Origin of the sequence: Paenibacillus sp. FSL R7-0204 (genome assembly GCF_038002225.1) — a bacterium.
Taxonomy (GTDB): domain Bacteria; phylum Bacillota; class Bacilli; order Paenibacillales; family Paenibacillaceae; genus Paenibacillus_AQ.
Map to the genome: position 1 here is coordinate 5657957 of NZ_JBBOCA010000001.1, position 16246 is coordinate 5674202.

Annotated in this window: 12 protein-coding genes; 3 read left to right on the top strand and 9 right to left on the bottom strand. The window is 52.9% G+C overall.

Translation table 11 applies throughout. The features are described 5' to 3' along the window. Positions 1–231: 231 nt before the first annotated feature. Positions 232–2649, top strand: a complete 2418-nt coding sequence (locus tag MKX42_RS24800) for a transglutaminase domain-containing protein (RefSeq protein ID WP_340755394.1) — start codon at positions 232–234, stop codon at positions 2647–2649. 115 nt (positions 2650–2764) lie between these two features. On the opposite strand, the gene MKX42_RS24805 is transcribed toward MKX42_RS24800, so the two are convergent. From MKX42_RS24805 to MKX42_RS24825, 5 genes are all read right to left on the bottom strand, one after another. After that, positions 2765–3370, bottom strand: a complete 606-nt coding sequence (locus tag MKX42_RS24805; protein ID WP_340755396.1) for a DJ-1/PfpI family protein — start codon at positions 3368–3370, stop codon at positions 2765–2767. Positions 3371–3409: 39 nt separating this feature from the next. Continuing rightward, positions 3410–4342 (bottom strand): VanZ family protein, encoded by a 933-nt coding sequence (locus MKX42_RS24810; protein WP_340755398.1) that lies wholly within the window; start codon positions 4340–4342, stop codon positions 3410–3412. 41 nt (positions 4343–4383) lie between these two features. After that, entirely contained in the window at positions 4384–5316 is a 933-nt protein-coding gene (locus tag MKX42_RS24815) for an AraC family transcriptional regulator (protein ID WP_340755400.1), read from the bottom strand. A 66-nt stretch (positions 5317–5382) separates the two neighbouring features. Beyond that, positions 5383–5826: a flavodoxin domain-containing protein gene (locus MKX42_RS24820; RefSeq protein ID WP_340755402.1), complete on the bottom strand. Its 444-nt coding sequence runs from the start codon at positions 5824–5826 to the stop codon at positions 5383–5385. 144 nt (positions 5827–5970) lie between these two features. Next, complete coding sequence (locus tag MKX42_RS24825; protein WP_340755404.1) at positions 5971–6558, bottom strand: TetR/AcrR family transcriptional regulator; 588 nt, start codon at positions 6556–6558, stop codon at positions 5971–5973. A 160-nt stretch (positions 6559–6718) separates the two neighbouring features. Here MKX42_RS24825 and MKX42_RS24830 point away from each other — a divergent pair, with 160 nt between their 5' ends. Beyond that, on the top strand, positions 6719–7600 hold the full coding sequence (locus MKX42_RS24830) for a hypothetical protein (protein WP_340755406.1): 882 nt from the start codon (positions 6719–6721) through the stop codon (positions 7598–7600). Positions 7601–7834: 234 nt separating this feature from the next. On the opposite strand, the gene MKX42_RS24835 is transcribed toward MKX42_RS24830, so the two are convergent. Next, positions 7835–9730, bottom strand: a complete 1896-nt coding sequence (locus tag MKX42_RS24835; protein WP_340755408.1) for a PrkA family serine protein kinase — start codon at positions 9728–9730, stop codon at positions 7835–7837. Between the two features lie 170 nt (positions 9731–9900). Here MKX42_RS24835 and MKX42_RS24840 point away from each other — a divergent pair, with 170 nt between their 5' ends. Beyond that, positions 9901–10791: a DUF2161 family putative PD-(D/E)XK-type phosphodiesterase gene (locus tag MKX42_RS24840; protein ID WP_340755410.1), complete on the top strand. Its 891-nt coding sequence runs from the start codon at positions 9901–9903 to the stop codon at positions 10789–10791. Between the two features lie 775 nt (positions 10792–11566). On the opposite strand, the gene MKX42_RS24845 is transcribed toward MKX42_RS24840, so the two are convergent. The 3 genes from MKX42_RS24845 to MKX42_RS24855 form a co-directional block, all read right to left on the bottom strand. Next, positions 11567–13465: a beta-glucoside-specific PTS transporter subunit IIABC gene (locus MKX42_RS24845; RefSeq protein ID WP_340755412.1), complete on the bottom strand. Its 1899-nt coding sequence runs from the start codon at positions 13463–13465 to the stop codon at positions 11567–11569. A gap of 141 nt (positions 13466–13606) precedes the next feature. Continuing rightward, the gene (gene licT, locus MKX42_RS24850) at positions 13607–14458 is read right to left on the bottom strand and encodes a BglG family transcription antiterminator LicT (protein ID WP_340755414.1); all 852 of its coding nucleotides are present in this window, start codon (positions 14456–14458) and stop codon (positions 13607–13609) included. 247 nt (positions 14459–14705) lie between these two features. Next, entirely contained in the window at positions 14706–16163 is a 1458-nt protein-coding gene (locus tag MKX42_RS24855) for a glycoside hydrolase family 1 protein (RefSeq protein ID WP_340755417.1), read from the bottom strand. Between the last annotated feature and the right edge of the window lie 83 nt (positions 16164–16246).

The following is a 16246-nucleotide window of genomic DNA, read 5'->3' on the forward strand; positions in this document are numbered from 1 at the left end:
CTTTTAGCTAAGCATACGATGTATAAACCTTCTTTGCTTAACATGAATGGCTGCGAATTCTCAGCGCACACTTGTCCCCTCTCCTAACGGCTTCTATCACTTAAATATAAATTATCCCAAATTTGTTTTAATAGCATCAGAATTGGTTATATATCTCCTGTGATTTATAATGGGTAATTCTGGATGGCCCATGATTACCCTCATACAGAAACCAGACGGGAGAGGACGTAAGTGAAAGTGAAACAAATGGCAATACTGCTGCTCATCATGTGTGTGATTTTGACAGGCTGCATGGGGGGCAGCAAAGAAGGAAGTCCAGCGCCTTCATCCAGCCCGGCCGCCACGGCAACTGCTGAGACGAAGAACACTTCGGGAAATCCTCCGCCTGAGGCTTCACAGACCGTGTACGATCTGAAGCAGAAGTATGATTCAGATGAAGCAGATCACAGTCCGGGCATCATGCCGATGTATAATGTGGAGCAGGATATGGAGTTCATCTTCAGATTCAATACCGATCTTGGCTCAGAAGCCATCGGCAAGACATTATCCGTACATACCGATATTAAGGCACTCCCGGAGAGCAAGGTAGGGACCCTTGAGGACTCACAGCTTGTTGACGGCAAAAGCGTATACTCCATCAAGCCGCTCGGCTTCGGTGTTCTTCCCTCCGATTCCTTGCGTGCTACCGGAGCCAGCTCCTGGGGGAACGCGCCTGTCTACTACATCCGGCTCAACTATGACCTGGATGCCAAGTCGCCAACTGTGCTGAAGCAGCCGGTGATCATTCCGTTCACGGTGAAATCGGATCTGCCCACACCGACTCTGGATGCCGACATCAGTCCTGACGGCAGACTGACGCTGGTGTGGAATGAGGTGCCGGGTGCAGAGAGCTATAACATTTACAGTGCTTCCCACATTACAATGGAGAACACGAATGAGCCGCTCAGCGGTGCGGAGCAGGGTTATGCGGATCAGCGTCCGCTGTTGATTGCGACAGTGCAGGGTACTTCGTACAACGACTTCATGAAGGACGGACGCGGTGCGCTCGGTATAGTAGATGAGACGATTACCAGCATACAGAATAACAATGTCCAAGGGGAATATTACGTCACTGCTGTTCAGGGAGACAAAGAATCCCGGTTCAGCCGTTCGGCAGATACCGTGGCTTTATCCAAACGGCTGCCGCGCACCGTGGCTTCTGAGGATAACATCAACCTGAAATTGTACAAGAATGCCAAAGAGCTGCCAAAAACCGTTCCGGTCCAGTTCATTGATGGCTCCAAAGCTTCAGTTACTGTTCTCTACGACACAGGTTCGGTCAAGCTTAAGTCTTCCGGTCCAACCGATGTCCCGTACACACTTCAAGGTACTGCGCTCAAAGGATATGTTCAGGTTGCGCAATTGACGAAAGCCGATATTTCCAGTCTTGCAGCCGCCCAGAGCAACAAGGCCAATCCGGGATATGTGGAGCCGCAGAATGACACGGATTATGTGCCCGCACCGGATGTACCGACCATCATCGACAACAGCGATAGCGGGAACGCCAGTGAACCTGGGGATAATGTCATCGACCAGCAAAAAGAAAATACCAAGAGCAAGGTAGAGGAAGGCAACAAACAGGCGGTTCCGGGCACCACGATACGGGCAGATCTGATTCATGCAGACTCTGCGCTTGAGGAATATCTCGCGTTGACCCTGATGAACGGCGACACCGAAATCTCGCTGCAAGCCTTCCCGGAGGCGCAGAATGCCCGTACCCTGGTGGATGTAATTGAGAAGGTAGTCTACCAGAACCCGCTCATTCTCGGCTTCCGCGGCTATGGCTACGATTATGAGAAGCTGACGCTGAATGTGAAGTACGATGATTCTGCCGAGATCATCCGCTCCAAGCAGAAGGAGATCCTTGCCGAGGCAGATAAAGTAATCGCTGGTGTGATCAAGGAAGGCATGAGCGCGGATGAGAAGCAGATGGCGATCTACGATTATCTGAATGATAACACCGCCTATGACGATGCTGCACTGGAGAATGCCATGGAGCAGGAGTTCAAGACAGTAGATGCGAAGTATAACGATTCTTTCAATACCTATGGCATTTTGGTTAAAAAAGTCGGCGTATGCATGAGCTATGCCCATACCTTCCAGCTGCTCTCTGATCTCGTCCAGGTCCCTTCGATGGTCGTCACAGGAACCATGAGCGGCGTGAATCACGCCTGGAACAAGGTGAAGCTCGGCGACGAATGGGTCAACGTTGACCCGACCAACAACGCTACCAATACCGGGCTTCCTTATTTGCTCTATAACTCCAATGATGCTACAGCCACCGATGTAGAGTATGTGATGGATAAGGCCTACTGGCTGGACCACGAGCTGCCTCTGTTCAAGGCCACCAGCAATGCTTACGATTATTACGTGACCCAAGGGCTGGAGGTAAATTCCCTGGAAGCCTACAAGACCAAGCTGGCAGAACAGCTGAAGAAAGGCGAGACTCTGGTAGTCCTGCGCGTTCTGGGCAATACTGACAGCTCCGAGCTGATGCAGAAAACTGCCGAGGTCATCAAGCAACACGATGCCGCCAAGCTGGATCGTGCAGGCATGGTGGAGCTGGGAAGCTACGTGGCGGTTCAATTGGATGCCGCAGCCCAGCAATAACGCTAATGTAGTCGAAAAACCGATCACATTGAGCAGCCGTAAAGGTGCATGCGCCGGATATACGGACAAAAGGCAAGCCCCGCTGCTGGGGCTTGCCTTTCTTGGTGAATCCTCTCTATTCCTCTTCATACGGATAGTAAATATCGCTCAGGTTACCTGCCTGATAATAGGGGTACTCCAGTTTTTGTTGCACCTGTCGCGCAGTGTCTGTATTTACTAAGCACTCGATCAGGTACAGACCGAGATCGATTGAGGACGTTACTCCGCCTCCGGTGAAGGTGTCGCCGTCCCGGACGGCCCGGGCCTTAATGACTTCCCCGCAGTAAGGGGCAAGCAAAGCATAGGCCGATGAGTTCGTTGTCGCTTTTTTCCCCTCCAGGAATCCTGCCGCCCCTAAGAGCAGTGCACCCGTGCACACCGACACTTTATAGCGTGCGCCTTCTGCCGTCCGTATCCAGCTTATGAAGTCCTCATCGTAGCGGAGCGTCCGGGTCACATAGCCGCCCGGGAGGAACACCAGATCGAATGTCCCCAGATCAGGCAGTATCTCATTAGCCTTGATAGTCAACCCCCGGTCATCCGTCACCTCCGCCTTGTTAGCGCAGAAGGTCCAGGATACGTTCTCCTTCGCCTTCAGGATTGCCACCCAGCTCACCGCTTCATAGAACCCCACAAAATCCATGCTGGTCATGCCGTCAAACAGAACAAATGCCATTCTCATGTACCGTCACCCATCCTCTCTGAACAGAAGATTAAGTACTCATTGCCAGAAATACTGCATCTTCTTATACCCCACATCCCATACTTTCAATTCGCCCTTAATCGTGATCTTCAGCTCTTGCCCTGGCTCAACCGGCATCTCGTATACCACAGGGTACTGTTCAGGATTAGTACGCTGAAAATCTCCAGTATAATTCAAGAATTCCTGGCCATCCCGGGTAATACTGATCTCACCGGAATAATCCGTTGGTTCGGGGTTTCCGAAAGTGAAGCAGAAAGTCGTCTGTCCCTCAGACTTGTACGTGAACGTTCTGGAATCTCCGCCTTCAGCGCCATATAGGTTATTGCGGAGCGGTATCTTCTGTCCGTTGATTTGAATGCTGTCCGGTTTGTCTGCGGATGAATTGCCCGAGGTGTCCGTCCATTCCGTGACCGCTGTGAACGGCCCCTCTACTTTAGTTATTATTTTGTTTACCGCTGCGCCTAGTCCCCATAAAGCTATAAAAAGGACCAACCCCGCTATAGCCGTTGCCGCCAGATTGCGCCCGAGGCTCCGGTAACGGAAGCCAAGCTTGTACGCCCCGAAACCGAGGGCTGCACCAACCGAATTCTGAAGAGCATCATTGATATCGAAGCTGCCCAGGAAGGTAAGGGCCTGGAGCGTTTCAAGCACAAGAATCGCGATGAAGAACAAGGTGATGAACCGGACGAAGCTGACCCGGTACAGCCATGGAATCAATATACCGAAAGGAACAAACGCAAGTGTGTTCCCGAAACCCACCAAATCCATCAGGGTGGGAGGAAAAAGATCAGACGGAGTCGGCATCAAAATGAAGTTTTCAGGCATGAAAATAAAGGTGTAAACGGTATGATCCGAAGCCTCTCCTCTGCCGAAAGCAAAGAACATAAAATAAAGCACAAGCAGCGTGTACAATACGGTTACTGTTAGTAGAATCTTGCGTTGTTTGACCATGGTTAGCTCCTTCATACTATTTTTCCACATATTACTATAACCTATTTAACGGTTTCATGAAACCCGCGCTCACGCACCGGAACATAAATCTCCATCACGGAATCCACGCGGGCGTGACAGCGTTCGTCGTAGAACTCAAAGTTCAGCTTATCTTCGTCGTGCATATAGCCGCTGCCCGGGAACCAGTCCTCGAAGATATATCTCCAGGTACTCTTGACCACCTCAGCAAAAGTCTCCGGTCTCGCCTCATCGGTAGCGTCCACCGGGGGTGTCGTAAATACCGCATACTGCGCAGCAGGCACAACTGCCGTAAGCATATCAGGAGTAACCTTACTGAAGTCTTCCACTATAACCCCCAACAGATAGACGGCGTTGCCGCCAGCGTCTGACGGTATACATAAGCCGACCTCCCCGTGCTTCGGCGGATTCAGCTTCGCGTACATTTGATCCTCCAGATTATCGCCCTCATAGTTATACCAGAAAGAAGCGACATCCTGCGTAGCATTCCCCGCCTCCACATTCGTCCCGATTCCATACCCCGCTACGTTAAAAGCAGGCTTCGTCACCAATACAGGCTCCGCGATGTATTCCTTGATGTCATACTCCAGCCGGTCCCGGAGATATCCGCTCATCCGCGCCGCATACTGAGAGGGACTGTAGCCGTAGGTCTTGCGGAAGGCTTTGGCGAAGCCCCCGGGGGTCTCGAAGCCATATTCCAGCGCAATCTCCGTAATTCTCCGCCCGTTGAACAATTCAACGGCAGCACGCGACAATCTCCGGGTGCGCACATATTCCATGACCGGCATGTCCTGCGACTGGCTGAACATCCGGCAAAAATGATACAGCGAATACCCCGCATACGCCGCAATCTGTTCCGCTGTCAGCGGGTCCATGAGATGCTCCTCAATATAATCAATACTCCGCCCGATCTCTCTGCTGTAATTCAGTGAATCCACCGGCCTTTCAATATACATAGGTGCACATATTATAACAGACGGCGGCCTGCGGGACTGATCCAGTCTTGCTATATGATCAGCTTTTCAGACAATCTTGTCAAATATAGCGGCTGCGAACAGGCGGGCTTTCTCGACATCCACCTCATTAGGATGCCCTTTTTTATCCAGATTGAAGCCCATCGGGCTGAACTCCCCGGGACAATGGAACTCACCGATCACGTTGCTGCCCTTCGCTGCCAGCTTGGTCTCAACCAGCACCTGATTCTTGAATTCTCCAGAGCCGGATGTGCAGAAAATAAAGACATTTTTGTCCCGGAGCGGCATTCTCTTGATGAATTTGAACATCCTGCGGTGAATTTTGGAGGCGTAAATGCCTGAACCGAGGCCAATCAGGTCATATACGGACAACATCTCAGGCTTAACGTCCTCCACTTTGGCCAAATCTGCCCCCAACACTTCAGCCATAGCGGCTGCAATCTTCTGTGTGTTCATGCTGCGGCCAGATCGGTAAATAATGATAGTCTTCATAATGGCGCCTCAATTCGTTATATTTAAAATATGAATGAACTTAATTAAATTCATTCATTTCAAGCCAAAATAAAATGCCCAGGATATCCACTGAACATTTAATAGTGTATTCTGCCGCCAGCAAAGCGATGCCGGAGACCTTTGTCAATGCTGTGTATCCGTCAAGCCTTTCATTATAAATTCGACCAAATAGTCCAAGATCTGCGGGAAATAGCTAACCCCGATCTCTTCCTTGTGAATGTCGATATACGGCACGGAGTTGAACAAGGCGAGAATCATCCCGTCCTCCAGATCTGTTCTGATTTTCCCCTTGGTCTTCCAGTGACGGATTAATTCCAGCGTGCCGCTGTTCATCATCTCATGAATGCCCTCTATCCCGCCGTGTTCATAGAATTCCTTCTCCAGCTTGCTGAAGAGCGCTTTGTTGTACCATTCCTTCAGAATTGGATTCATATGGATGCCGCTGTAATTAAGCGCCATGATTTCTTTGAGCACCTTAGTCGGCTCATCATCCAGATTGACCGACGACTCCAGAATGCTCCGCTTCAGCGCCTCATTCTCCCGCAGGTAGATCTCTATGAACAGCTTCTCTTTGGAGGCGTAATAATTATAGAACGTGCCTACTGCGTACCCGCACATCTTCGTAATGTCGGACACATTGGTGTCCTTGAAGCCCCGGGTGCTGAACAGCTCTTTGCCGCATCTGAAAATCTCTGCCTTCTTATCTTCCATCTGTCAGCCCTCCACGCCTGAGTGAATATTATTTAATTCATTCATAATGTAGCACAGCCAGTCAGCCATTACAATGCACTTTTATATTGGTCTGATACGAATCACTTCCAATTTCTATGAATAGGCTATTGTAATGAATTCAAGAATGGAGGGTTCCCTAATGAACTACAGAAACGAGAATCCGGAACATCAGGCTCACCCGTCAGGCTATCGGCATTTGCCGCAGCCCTATCCTTATTCGCATTACCACTACCTAGTACGTTCGGAGACCGCTAAGGAGACCGCTCCGAGAATTGCTCAGAAGTCTGCAACTGCCGGGAATACGCAGACTGTCCGGGCCTCCGAACCCCCGGCCGCTCCAAATAAGCTTGAGCATGACCATCCGGAGGGTACAATGGACGGCTGGCAGCAGATTCAGAATGCCAGCAAGCCGCAGAAGGTCGTGGAAAGCGAACATCCGGTTACCGCGCTCAAACCAGTGAACAGCCATCCCGGACCAAGTCAGACTGAAGGAAATAGAATTCATATCGATACGGGAGGCGAAATCGGGGGCAAACACGGCATTGGCTTACACGCCGGCGGGAATCTGGCCTACAGCGGCGCTGATCTTAAGGCCGGCGGCCATATCGGCAGCCCCTCCTATGGGATCGAAGCCCAAGGCGATTCTCATTTGGGGGGCGGGCAAGGCCTAGGAGCAAATGTCGAAGCCCAGGCCTTCGGCAAATACGGGGTGGCCGCACAAGGAAAGGCCCAGCTCGGCGGCGGGCAAGGCGCAGAGGTCCAGATGGGCGCGCAGGCCGGTGGCGACCACGGGCTGAATGCAGATGCGGGTGCTCATCTGGGTCTTAGTCAAGGCGCCGGTCTTGACTCCCATGTGCAGCTAGGCGGCAACAAGGGCATCGGGGCTGAGGCCAAAGCCCAGTTCGGCGGCGGCGAAGGCGCAGGCATCGGCCTGGGCGGACAGCTCGGCAAATATAACGGCCAATTCAGCTTCAAGATTGGCGGCAAGCATCAGGAGCCTAAGGACTCTCAGGAGGATTAGGAGGATTAGCCGTCTTCAGGAAGATAAAGAATCTCCTGACACTGCCGGTTATCCAGTCCGCACGGCTTCGCCAATCAGGCGCTTCGCTAGACTAAAGGGAATATCCCTCAGCCATCACCATGGCCTGGGATATTCCCTTTTGGCTGAGCGTACAAGTCTTAATTAGCTCCGGGACTGACAAGAGGACTGCCTGATGGCAGTCCCCGGTCCCCAGTATCCGTGAAGCCGCCTCCGTCAGCGGTTCAGCAGGCTTCCGACATATTTCAGCAGCTCATTGGCACAGATCGGGCAGTAGCCATGCTCATCAATCAGGCGGCGGCTGACCTCGTTGATCCGTTTGAGCTGGCTTTCATCCGGTGTCTTGGAGGAAGTGGTGATTTTGACGATATCCTTGAGGTCCGTGAACAGCTTCTTCTCGATGGCTTCCCGCAGCCGGTCGTGATTGTTGTACTCGAACTTCTTGCCCTTGCGGGAGTAGGACGAAATACGGATCAGGATCTCCTCGCGGAAGGCCTTCTTCGCATTCTCCGAGATGCCGATCTGCTCTTCAATGGAGCGCATCAGCCGCTCATCCGGCTCCATCTCCTCATCGGTAAGCGGGTCGCGGATTTTGGACCAGTTGCAGAAGGCTTCGATATTGTCGAGATAATTCTCGAACAGCGTCTTGGCCGATTCTTCAAAAGAGTATACGAACGCCTTCTGCACTTCGCTTTTGGCAAGAATATCGTATTCCTTGCGGGCAATGGAAATAAAGTTCAGATAACGCTCGCGCTCCTCCTTCGTAATCGAAGGATGCTGATCCAGTCCGTCCTTGATCGCCCGCAGCACATCCAGCGCGTTCATGCACTGCAGATCACCTTTGATCAGGGCGCTGGAGATGCGGTTAATGACATAACGCGGGTCGATGCCGGACATGCCTTCATCTAAGTATTCAGTCTGCATCTCCTTCAGATCCGCTTCCTTGTAGCCCTCGACCTCTTCGCCGTCGTACATCCGCAGCTTCTTGATCAGATCCATCCCCTGCTTCTTGCTCTCCTTGAGCCGGGTCAGGATCGAGAAGATCGCCGCCGCACGCAGCGCATGAGGGGCAATATGCACATGCTTCATATCGCTCTGGCCGATCAGCTTGGCGTAGATTTTTTCCTCTTCAGAGACGCGCAGATTATAGGGAACCGGCATGACGATCATGCGGGACTGGAGCGCTTCGTTCTTTTTATTGGAGATGAAGGATTTATATTCGGTCTCATTCGTGTGGGCAATAATCATCTCATCCGCCGAAATTAACGCAAACCGCCCGGCCTTGAAATTGCCTTCCTGAGTCAGCGACAGCAGATTCCACAGGAACTTCTCGTCACATTTCAGCATTTCCTGGAATTCCATGATCCCGCGGTTGGCCTTGTTCAGCTCCCCATCGAAGCGGTAGGCCCGCGGATCGGATTCCGAGCCGAATTCGGTAATGGTGGAGAAGTCGATACTGCCGGTCAGATCCGCGATATCCTGCGACTTCGGATCGGAAGGGCTGAATGTCCCAATCCCTACCCGCTCCTCTTCCGACAACAGCACCCGGGTAACCGCCACACGTTCAATATCCCCGTGGTAGTCATTCTTCAGCCGCATCTGGCAGGACGGGCAGAGATTGCCTTCAATCCGTACATCCAGCTCGCGTTCGATCTCAGGCCGCAGCTCCAGCGGAATCAGATGCAGCGGGTCCTCATGCATCGGGCAGCCCTCAATAGCATACACCGCACCCGCATTCGTGCGCGAATATTGCTCCAGGCCGCGCTTCAGCAGCGTGACCAAGGTGGACTTTCCTCCACTGACCGGTCCCATCAGCAGCAGAATCCGTTTGCGCACATCCAGCCTCCGGGCTGCGGAATGGAAGTATTCCTCCACCAGCTTTTCCACCGCACGATCCAGTCCAAAGATCTCCTGTTCAAAAAACTTATACCGTTTACGTCCGTTAATGTCCTCGACGCCGTGTGACTTGATCATGTCGTATACGCGGGAATGAGCCGTTTTGGCGGGAGAAGGGTCTACTTTAAGCAGTTCTATATAGTCCTTGAAAGTGCCGCTCCACGCCAAACGGTCGTTCTCAGCCCGATGCGTTGCTATACGCTCAAAAATATCCATGGCTCGCTGCCTCCTCTTGCGCTCCTACTTGCTCCACCAAGCTTAGAAAGTGTATTACATACCTATGCGGCGAGCCCGGAATAGTTGACCTCTTTTTTGCTGTGCTATAATAGAGAATCATAAATTCTCTATTATAATTACGCTGCAATTCAGAGCAGGAGTGAATACGAATGGCAATCAAGCAGGAGACGGAGCTGTATGCTCCTTTGAAGAGTTTTTTTGAACGGCAAGGCTATGACATCAAGGGTGAGGTGCGGACCTGTGATCTGGTGGGCATCCGGGAGGACGAGGCGCAGCCACTCATTGTGGAGATGAAAAAATCGTTCAATCTCGCCCTGCTGCTGCAGGGGATTGAACGGCTGCGGCTCAGCCCTAACGTCTACCTTGCGGTAGAACGCGTCAGGGAGAAGAAGGGCGCGGTCAACCAGCGCTGGGGCGAGCTCACCGGGCTGTGCCGCCGGCTCGGCCTCGGGCTGATCACCGTCGTCTTCTACAAGACGAAGGCCCCGCTCGTCGAGGTGCTCGCGGAGCCGGGCGACGCGCCGCCGCAGGCCCGCAGCGCAGTGCGCCGCCGCGAGCGCTTGCTCTACGAGTTCCGCGAGCGCAGCGGGGACTACAACACCGGCGGCAGCACGCGCGTCAAGCTCGTGACTGCCTACCGCGAGAAGGCGCTGCGCGTGGCCCTCGCGCTGCAGGCCCTGGAGGCCGAAGCCGCTCAGGCGGCCGGCCTCGGCGGGGGGCGCGCGGCGCTGAGCGGCGCGCCGGACACGGCCGAAGCCGCCGGGGAGACGGCGGCCGCGGGTACGGCAGCAGCGGCGGGGGACGCTGCTGCGGGTGCGGGCCCGGCGGCTGCGCGCGGCCGGGCAGAGGGCGCGCGCGGCGTCACGCCCGCCGCGCTGCGGAAGCGCAGCGGCGTGCCCGGCGCCGCTGCGATCCTGCAGAAGAACTACTATGCGTGGTTCTTCCGGGTGCAGCGCGGCCGCTACACGCTCACGGCCGCCGGACAAACCGCGCTGATCGAGTATGCCCGGATCGCGGAGGTCAGCGCGGGCAAGCTGTAGGCCCGCGCCCGGGCGGTAGCGAACCTCACCGGGTTCGACCGGCCTTTTGCATGCGGCCCGCCGATCCGTTCGCAGCTCCACTAGCCGGACTCGGGCCGCCGTGTCTGCCCATCTGTCCGATCACTGCTCCATCTGCTGGACCCGGGCGCCTACCCATCCGCTCACTACTCCACCAGCCGGACCCAGTAAGCCGCGCCCGCCTTACATAGGCATTCACGCAATCATGAGGCGTTCACGCTCGACTGCCCAACCAATAGCTGGAAAATCAACACTTAAATAGTTGAGTTTTTCCCGGCGCAAAAGATTAGTTCGATAAACGACACTTATTTTCCACTATTTTGGCTTAAGTAGCATATTTCAGCCGATTAAATGTACTTTTTCCAACTAAAGTCCCAACTCTCAGGAATCCAGTCAAATTAGATGCTCTTTTTCCACCTATCTCCACAGAACAAGGTTACTGACAACCGCCAACACATTGTATTCAGTTTTTCACACACATCCGGCCTACTTCCCTTCGCCCAGCACATTATGTTCGCTTTTTAGCATACATTCGGTCCACTCAGCCTCGCCCAACAGATTCTATTCAGTTTTCTACACACTCGGCCAAAAAAGGAGTTGCCCCCACGCAGACCTGCTGCGAGCGGCAACTCCTCTGTACCTTCTCAATCCACTTACCTGATATATACCCGAGAACATCCTACTGGTCTTTACCAAAGCTCTTCGCTTATTCACTCCAAGCTCCAGCTCTTCACTCCTTCACTCCAAGCCCCTCATCCTAAGCAAGCACCGTATACAGCAGCTCCTTCTCCTTAACCGAGGTTGCGCCAGCAGACTGGATGGACTGATACTGCTGGATGTTCGTAATAATAACCGGCGTAATGGTGCTGTATCCAGCCTTCTCGATCTCCACCAGATCGAATTCCATCAGCAGATCGCCGACGGATACCCGGTTTCCGGCGGTTACCTTGGGCGAGAAATGCAGGCCCTTCAGCTTCACTGTATCGATACCGATATGGATCAGCATCTCTGCTCCGCTGTCGCTGACCAGACCAATCGCATGTCCGCTCTTCGAAAGCGAGAACACCGTTCCCTGAACGGGCGAGACTACGCGGCCTTCGGACGGCTGTATCGCATATCCCTTACCCATAATCTCTTCCGAGAAGGCCGGGTCGCTTACTTCGCTGAGCGGCTTCACCACTCCGGCAATCGGGCTGAATACTTCTTGATTCACCATAGTAGACTCAGCAGCAGCACCGATTATAGTAGTATTAGCTTCAGATGCGAGAGACTCGGCAGAAGTCACCGCAGGCGCAGCAGCAGCTTCCGGCTCATCCTCGAAGCCGATAATATAAGTGACAACCGCAGCAACTGCTGCCCCGATGGCGAAGCCGATGACCGAATAGACAAAGGTCGCACCGAGAACCATCGGAATGCCGGAGAGCCCGGCGAGTCCGCCGATAACATACGCTTTTACCTTGAACAAGCTGAGGAACGCACCACCGGCGGCACCGCCAATCAGGGCAGCGATGAACGGTTTCTTAAGCCGCATATTCACACCGTACATGGCCGGTTCTGTAATCCCCATGAAGGCCGTAATGCTTGTGGACAGGGAGAGGGACTTCAGCTTGCTGTTCTTCGTTCTCAGAGAGACACCAAGCGCACTGCCCGCCTGGGCGAAGTTCGCTACCATCATAATTGGAATCATATAGTCATACCCAAGCTGCGCAATGGATGCGATCATAATTGGAATCAGGGCATAGTGCATCCCGGTAATAATCAGCAGGGACATGGTGCCGCCCAGCAGCAGACCTGCGAACAGTCCCGTATTCTCGAACAGCCAGCTGATGCCTCCAGTCAGGCCATCCCCGATAATAACACCCAGCGGGCCTACGGCAATCAGGGTAAGCGGCACAATGACCAGCAGCGTAACCGTTGGAACGATAATCAGCTTCAGCGAAGCATGGGTTATTTTATCAACGGCTTTTTCCACATAGGAGGCCAGCCATACTGCAATCACAATCGGAATGACGGACGAAGAGTAGGTTGCAGCTACCACCGGCAGTGAAGCGAAGGTAACTGGCTTACCAGACCCCAGCAGTGTAGTGACGGTCGGATGCAGAATGGCCGCCCCGACCGCAGCAGCGATGTACATATTGCTTCCCAGTTTACGGGCAGCGCTGATAGCCAGAACAATCGGCAGGAAGTAGAAGGCACCGTCCCCAATCGCCGAGAGTATGATATACGTAGAGTTCTCCGTCCCCATCCAGCCCACCGCTACCAGCAGGGCAACAATCCCCTTGATCATCCCCGCACCGGTAATGGCCGGCAGGATCGGTGTGAAAATTCCCGAGATGAAGTCGAACAGCTTGCTCAGCGGATTCTGCTTCTTTTTCTCAACCTTGTCACCAGAAGCCTTCTTCTCAAGAGAAACGGACATATTGCCAATCAGGTCATTGTAGACCACCGGCACATCATTACCGATAATGACCTGGAATTGCCCGCCGTTAATCATCACGCCCATAACCCCGTCCGTCTTCTGCAGGGCCGCTTTGTCCGCACGGTTGTTGTCATTCAGGTTGAAGCGCAGACGGGTCATACAGTGGGTAACCTGATCGATATTTTCTTCTCCGCCGACAAGCTTCAATATTTCTTTGGACAGCTCTTTTGTATTCATAAGATGTTGCTCCTTAGCTATAGTATGTTCTATGCACAATAAAAAACCTAAACGCGGTCAGCGGGGAAAGGCAGTCTTCTGCCTTCAGCACTGTCCGGGTTTAGGTTTTGCCTCTGTTCCGAGTAGCAATCCTGCACCACATTATTCTGTTATATCCCCACTACGGATAATCCGTTCAATATGAATGGTCAGATACAATATTTCTTCCTTGGACAAGACCCGTTTGTATATCTTGCGGGAATAGTCCGCTATCTTCACCGCAACCGCATGGGCAGCCGGGTACTGCTTCATGACCAGATCATGCAGCGCATGATCCTGGTCCCGCTCTTCCATCGGAGTGCCCTGGACCAGCCGCTGCGCGAAGAACTTCAGATGGGTCAGGAAGCGGTAATACCCCAGTGATTCTTCATCCAGCTCGATGAGGAAGCTCCGCCGGACAATATTCAAGATGTCCTTCACGATATTCGTGATGCTAACCGTCTCCCGCATCTCACCGTTCATCTGCGCATTCACCAGATGCATCGCGATGAAAGCGCACTCGTCCTCCGGCAGGAGAACACCCAGCCGTTCCTCGATAATTTGCAGCGCCTTGAGTCCAATAGAGAACTCCTTGCGGTACATCCGTTTGATTTCCCACAGCAGCGCATTCTTGATTTGAAGCCCCTGACGGTGACGGTCGATGGCGAAATGGATATGGTCCGTCAGTGAGATATAGATGCTGTCATGCAGCTTCTCCCCGAGCACCGTCTCGGCATAACGGATCACTTCATCGGTGCATTCCACATATTCCAGCGGGATCTCTGAGAGAAGCGACATCAGCTTCTGTGAACCTTCTTTATTCTCCAGGGCGAATACTTTCTCAACCTGGGCATCCTCAACGTCATCCCCGGGCTGCTTCTTGAAGGCGATTCCACGGCCCATTACGACCCGTTCCCTCCCGCTGGCATCGATTACGGTGACCACATTGTTGTTGAGCACCTTAGCAATTTTCATTCCATCACCTTACACCGTCAGAGTAATAAATCCCCCCGCAGGTGCGGGGATACAACATTATTGTGTGAAAAAAAGCAAAACCAAAACGGCATCAAAAGAGTGCCCGTTTCTGGTTTTGCCTGAATGAACAGTAACAATCCAGTTATTCTACCTGTAGCAGCATCTTAGCATATCATTGTAAATATGACAACACTTATATGAAAACGGTTTATTAAGGCCTGTGCTTCTTAAGCTTACCCCATTTCATCTACAACATTTCACCGTTAGACGAAATTACCTGCTTGTACCACTCAAACGAATCCTTCTTGCTGCGGTTCAGCGTGCCGCTTCCCGTGTCATCCAGATCTACATAGATGAAGCCGTAGCGCTTGGACATCTCCGAAGTCGACATGCTCACCAGGTCAATCGGGCCCCAGGCCGTATAGCCCAGCAGCTCCACGCCATCCTTCACCGCTTCCTTCATCTCCTTGATGTGTTCCCGCAAATAATCAATCCGGTAGTGGTCATGGATCGATCCGTCTTCCTCCACCTTGTCATAGGCGCCTAGTCCGTTCTCCACAATGAACAACGGCTTCTGGTAACGGTCGTACAGGTTGTTCAGGGTAATGCGCAGACCTACAGGATCAATCTGCCAGCCCCAGTCGGAGGCTTTCAGATACGGGTTCCTGATGCCGCCCAGCAGATTCCCTTCTGTGGCCTCACCCTCCGGGCCTGCGGACACAGTGAGCGTCATATAATAGCTGAACGAGATGAAATCTACTGTATTCGCAGCAAGCAGCTCATCATCCCCAGGCTCACGGATAATCTCAATCTGATTCTCGGCAAAATAACGGTTCATATAACGCGGGTACTTGCCGCGCGCATGCACATCCGTGAAGAACAGATTCAGCTGGTCTTCCTGCTGTCTCTTACGCACATCTGCCGGATTGCAGGTATGCGCGTAGCTCTCCATACGGGCCAGCATACAGCCGATCTGCGAGCCCGGAATAATCTCATGTCCCAGTCTGGTCACCAGGGCGCTTGCTACAAACTGATGGTGCAGACCTTGAAAGACCGCTTGCAGCTTGTTCTCCACACGGTCTGTAAGAATACCGCCGCCGGTATATGGACTGAACAGCATTACATTGATCTCGTTAAAGGTCAGCCAGTACTTCACTTTTTCCCGGTAACGGGTAAATACAGTCTCCGCATACTTTACATAGAATCCGATGACTTCACGGCTGGCCCAGCCGTTGTACTTCTGTGTAAGCCCGAGCGGTGTCTCATAGTGCGAGAGAGTAACCAGCGGCTCAATGCCGTATTTCAGCAGTTCATCGAATACATCGTCGTAGAATTGCAGACCCTGCTCGTTAGGCTCGGCGTCATCGCCGTTCGGGAAGATCCGTGCCCAGTTAATCGACAGCCGGAACACCTTGAAGCCCATTTCGGCGAATAGAGCAATGTCCTCCTTGTAGCGGTGATAGAAGTCAACGCCTTCGCGTTTCGGAAACCAGTCATCCGTCTCTCCGGCAAGAATCCGGGCGATCCGATCCGAGGAGATCTCCATGGAATGATCCACCTTGCGCTTATCCTTAGGCACGAAAGCGATCATATCTGCCGTAGACAGCCCTTTGCCACCCTGATCAAAAGCGCCCTCCAGCTGATTGGCAGCGGTTGCGCCGCCCCATAAGAAATGCTCAGGAAATCCGTTAAGTACTGTAGTCATAGTCCTTACCCCTTTTCATTATGATGTTTCTGCATGGCCCATATAACAGAAAAACCTAAACCTATGGCAAGATCATCGAGCCC

Coding starts and splice junctions, on each gene's coding strand:
- licT (WP_340755414.1), bottom strand. CDS start 14,458: ATGAAAATTGCTAAGGTGCTCAACAACAATGTGGTCACCGTAATCGAT.
- MKX42_RS24835 (WP_340755408.1), bottom strand. CDS start 9,730: ATGGATATTTTTGAGCGTATAGCAACGCATCGGGCTGAGAACGACCGT.
- MKX42_RS24820 (WP_340755402.1), bottom strand. CDS start 5,826: ATGAAGACTATCATTATTTACCGATCTGGCCGCAGCATGAACACACAG.
- MKX42_RS24810 (WP_340755398.1), bottom strand. CDS start 4,342: ATGGTCAAACAACGCAAGATTCTACTAACAGTAACCGTATTGTACACG.
- MKX42_RS24845 (WP_340755412.1), bottom strand. CDS start 13,465: ATGAATACAAAAGAGCTGTCCAAAGAAATATTGAAGCTTGTCGGCGGA.
- MKX42_RS24815 (WP_340755400.1), bottom strand. CDS start 5,316: ATGTATATTGAAAGGCCGGTGGATTCACTGAATTACAGCAGAGAGATC.
- MKX42_RS24825 (WP_340755404.1), bottom strand. CDS start 6,558: ATGGAAGATAAGAAGGCAGAGATTTTCAGATGCGGCAAAGAGCTGTTC.
- MKX42_RS24805 (WP_340755396.1), bottom strand. CDS start 3,370: ATGAGAATGGCATTTGTTCTGTTTGACGGCATGACCAGCATGGATTTT.
- MKX42_RS24840 (WP_340755410.1), top strand. CDS start 9,901: ATGGCAATCAAGCAGGAGACGGAGCTGTATGCTCCTTTGAAGAGTTTT.
- MKX42_RS24855 (WP_340755417.1), bottom strand. CDS start 16,163: ATGACTACAGTACTTAACGGATTTCCTGAGCATTTCTTATGGGGCGGC.
- MKX42_RS24830 (WP_340755406.1), top strand. CDS start 6,719: ATGAACTACAGAAACGAGAATCCGGAACATCAGGCTCACCCGTCAGGC.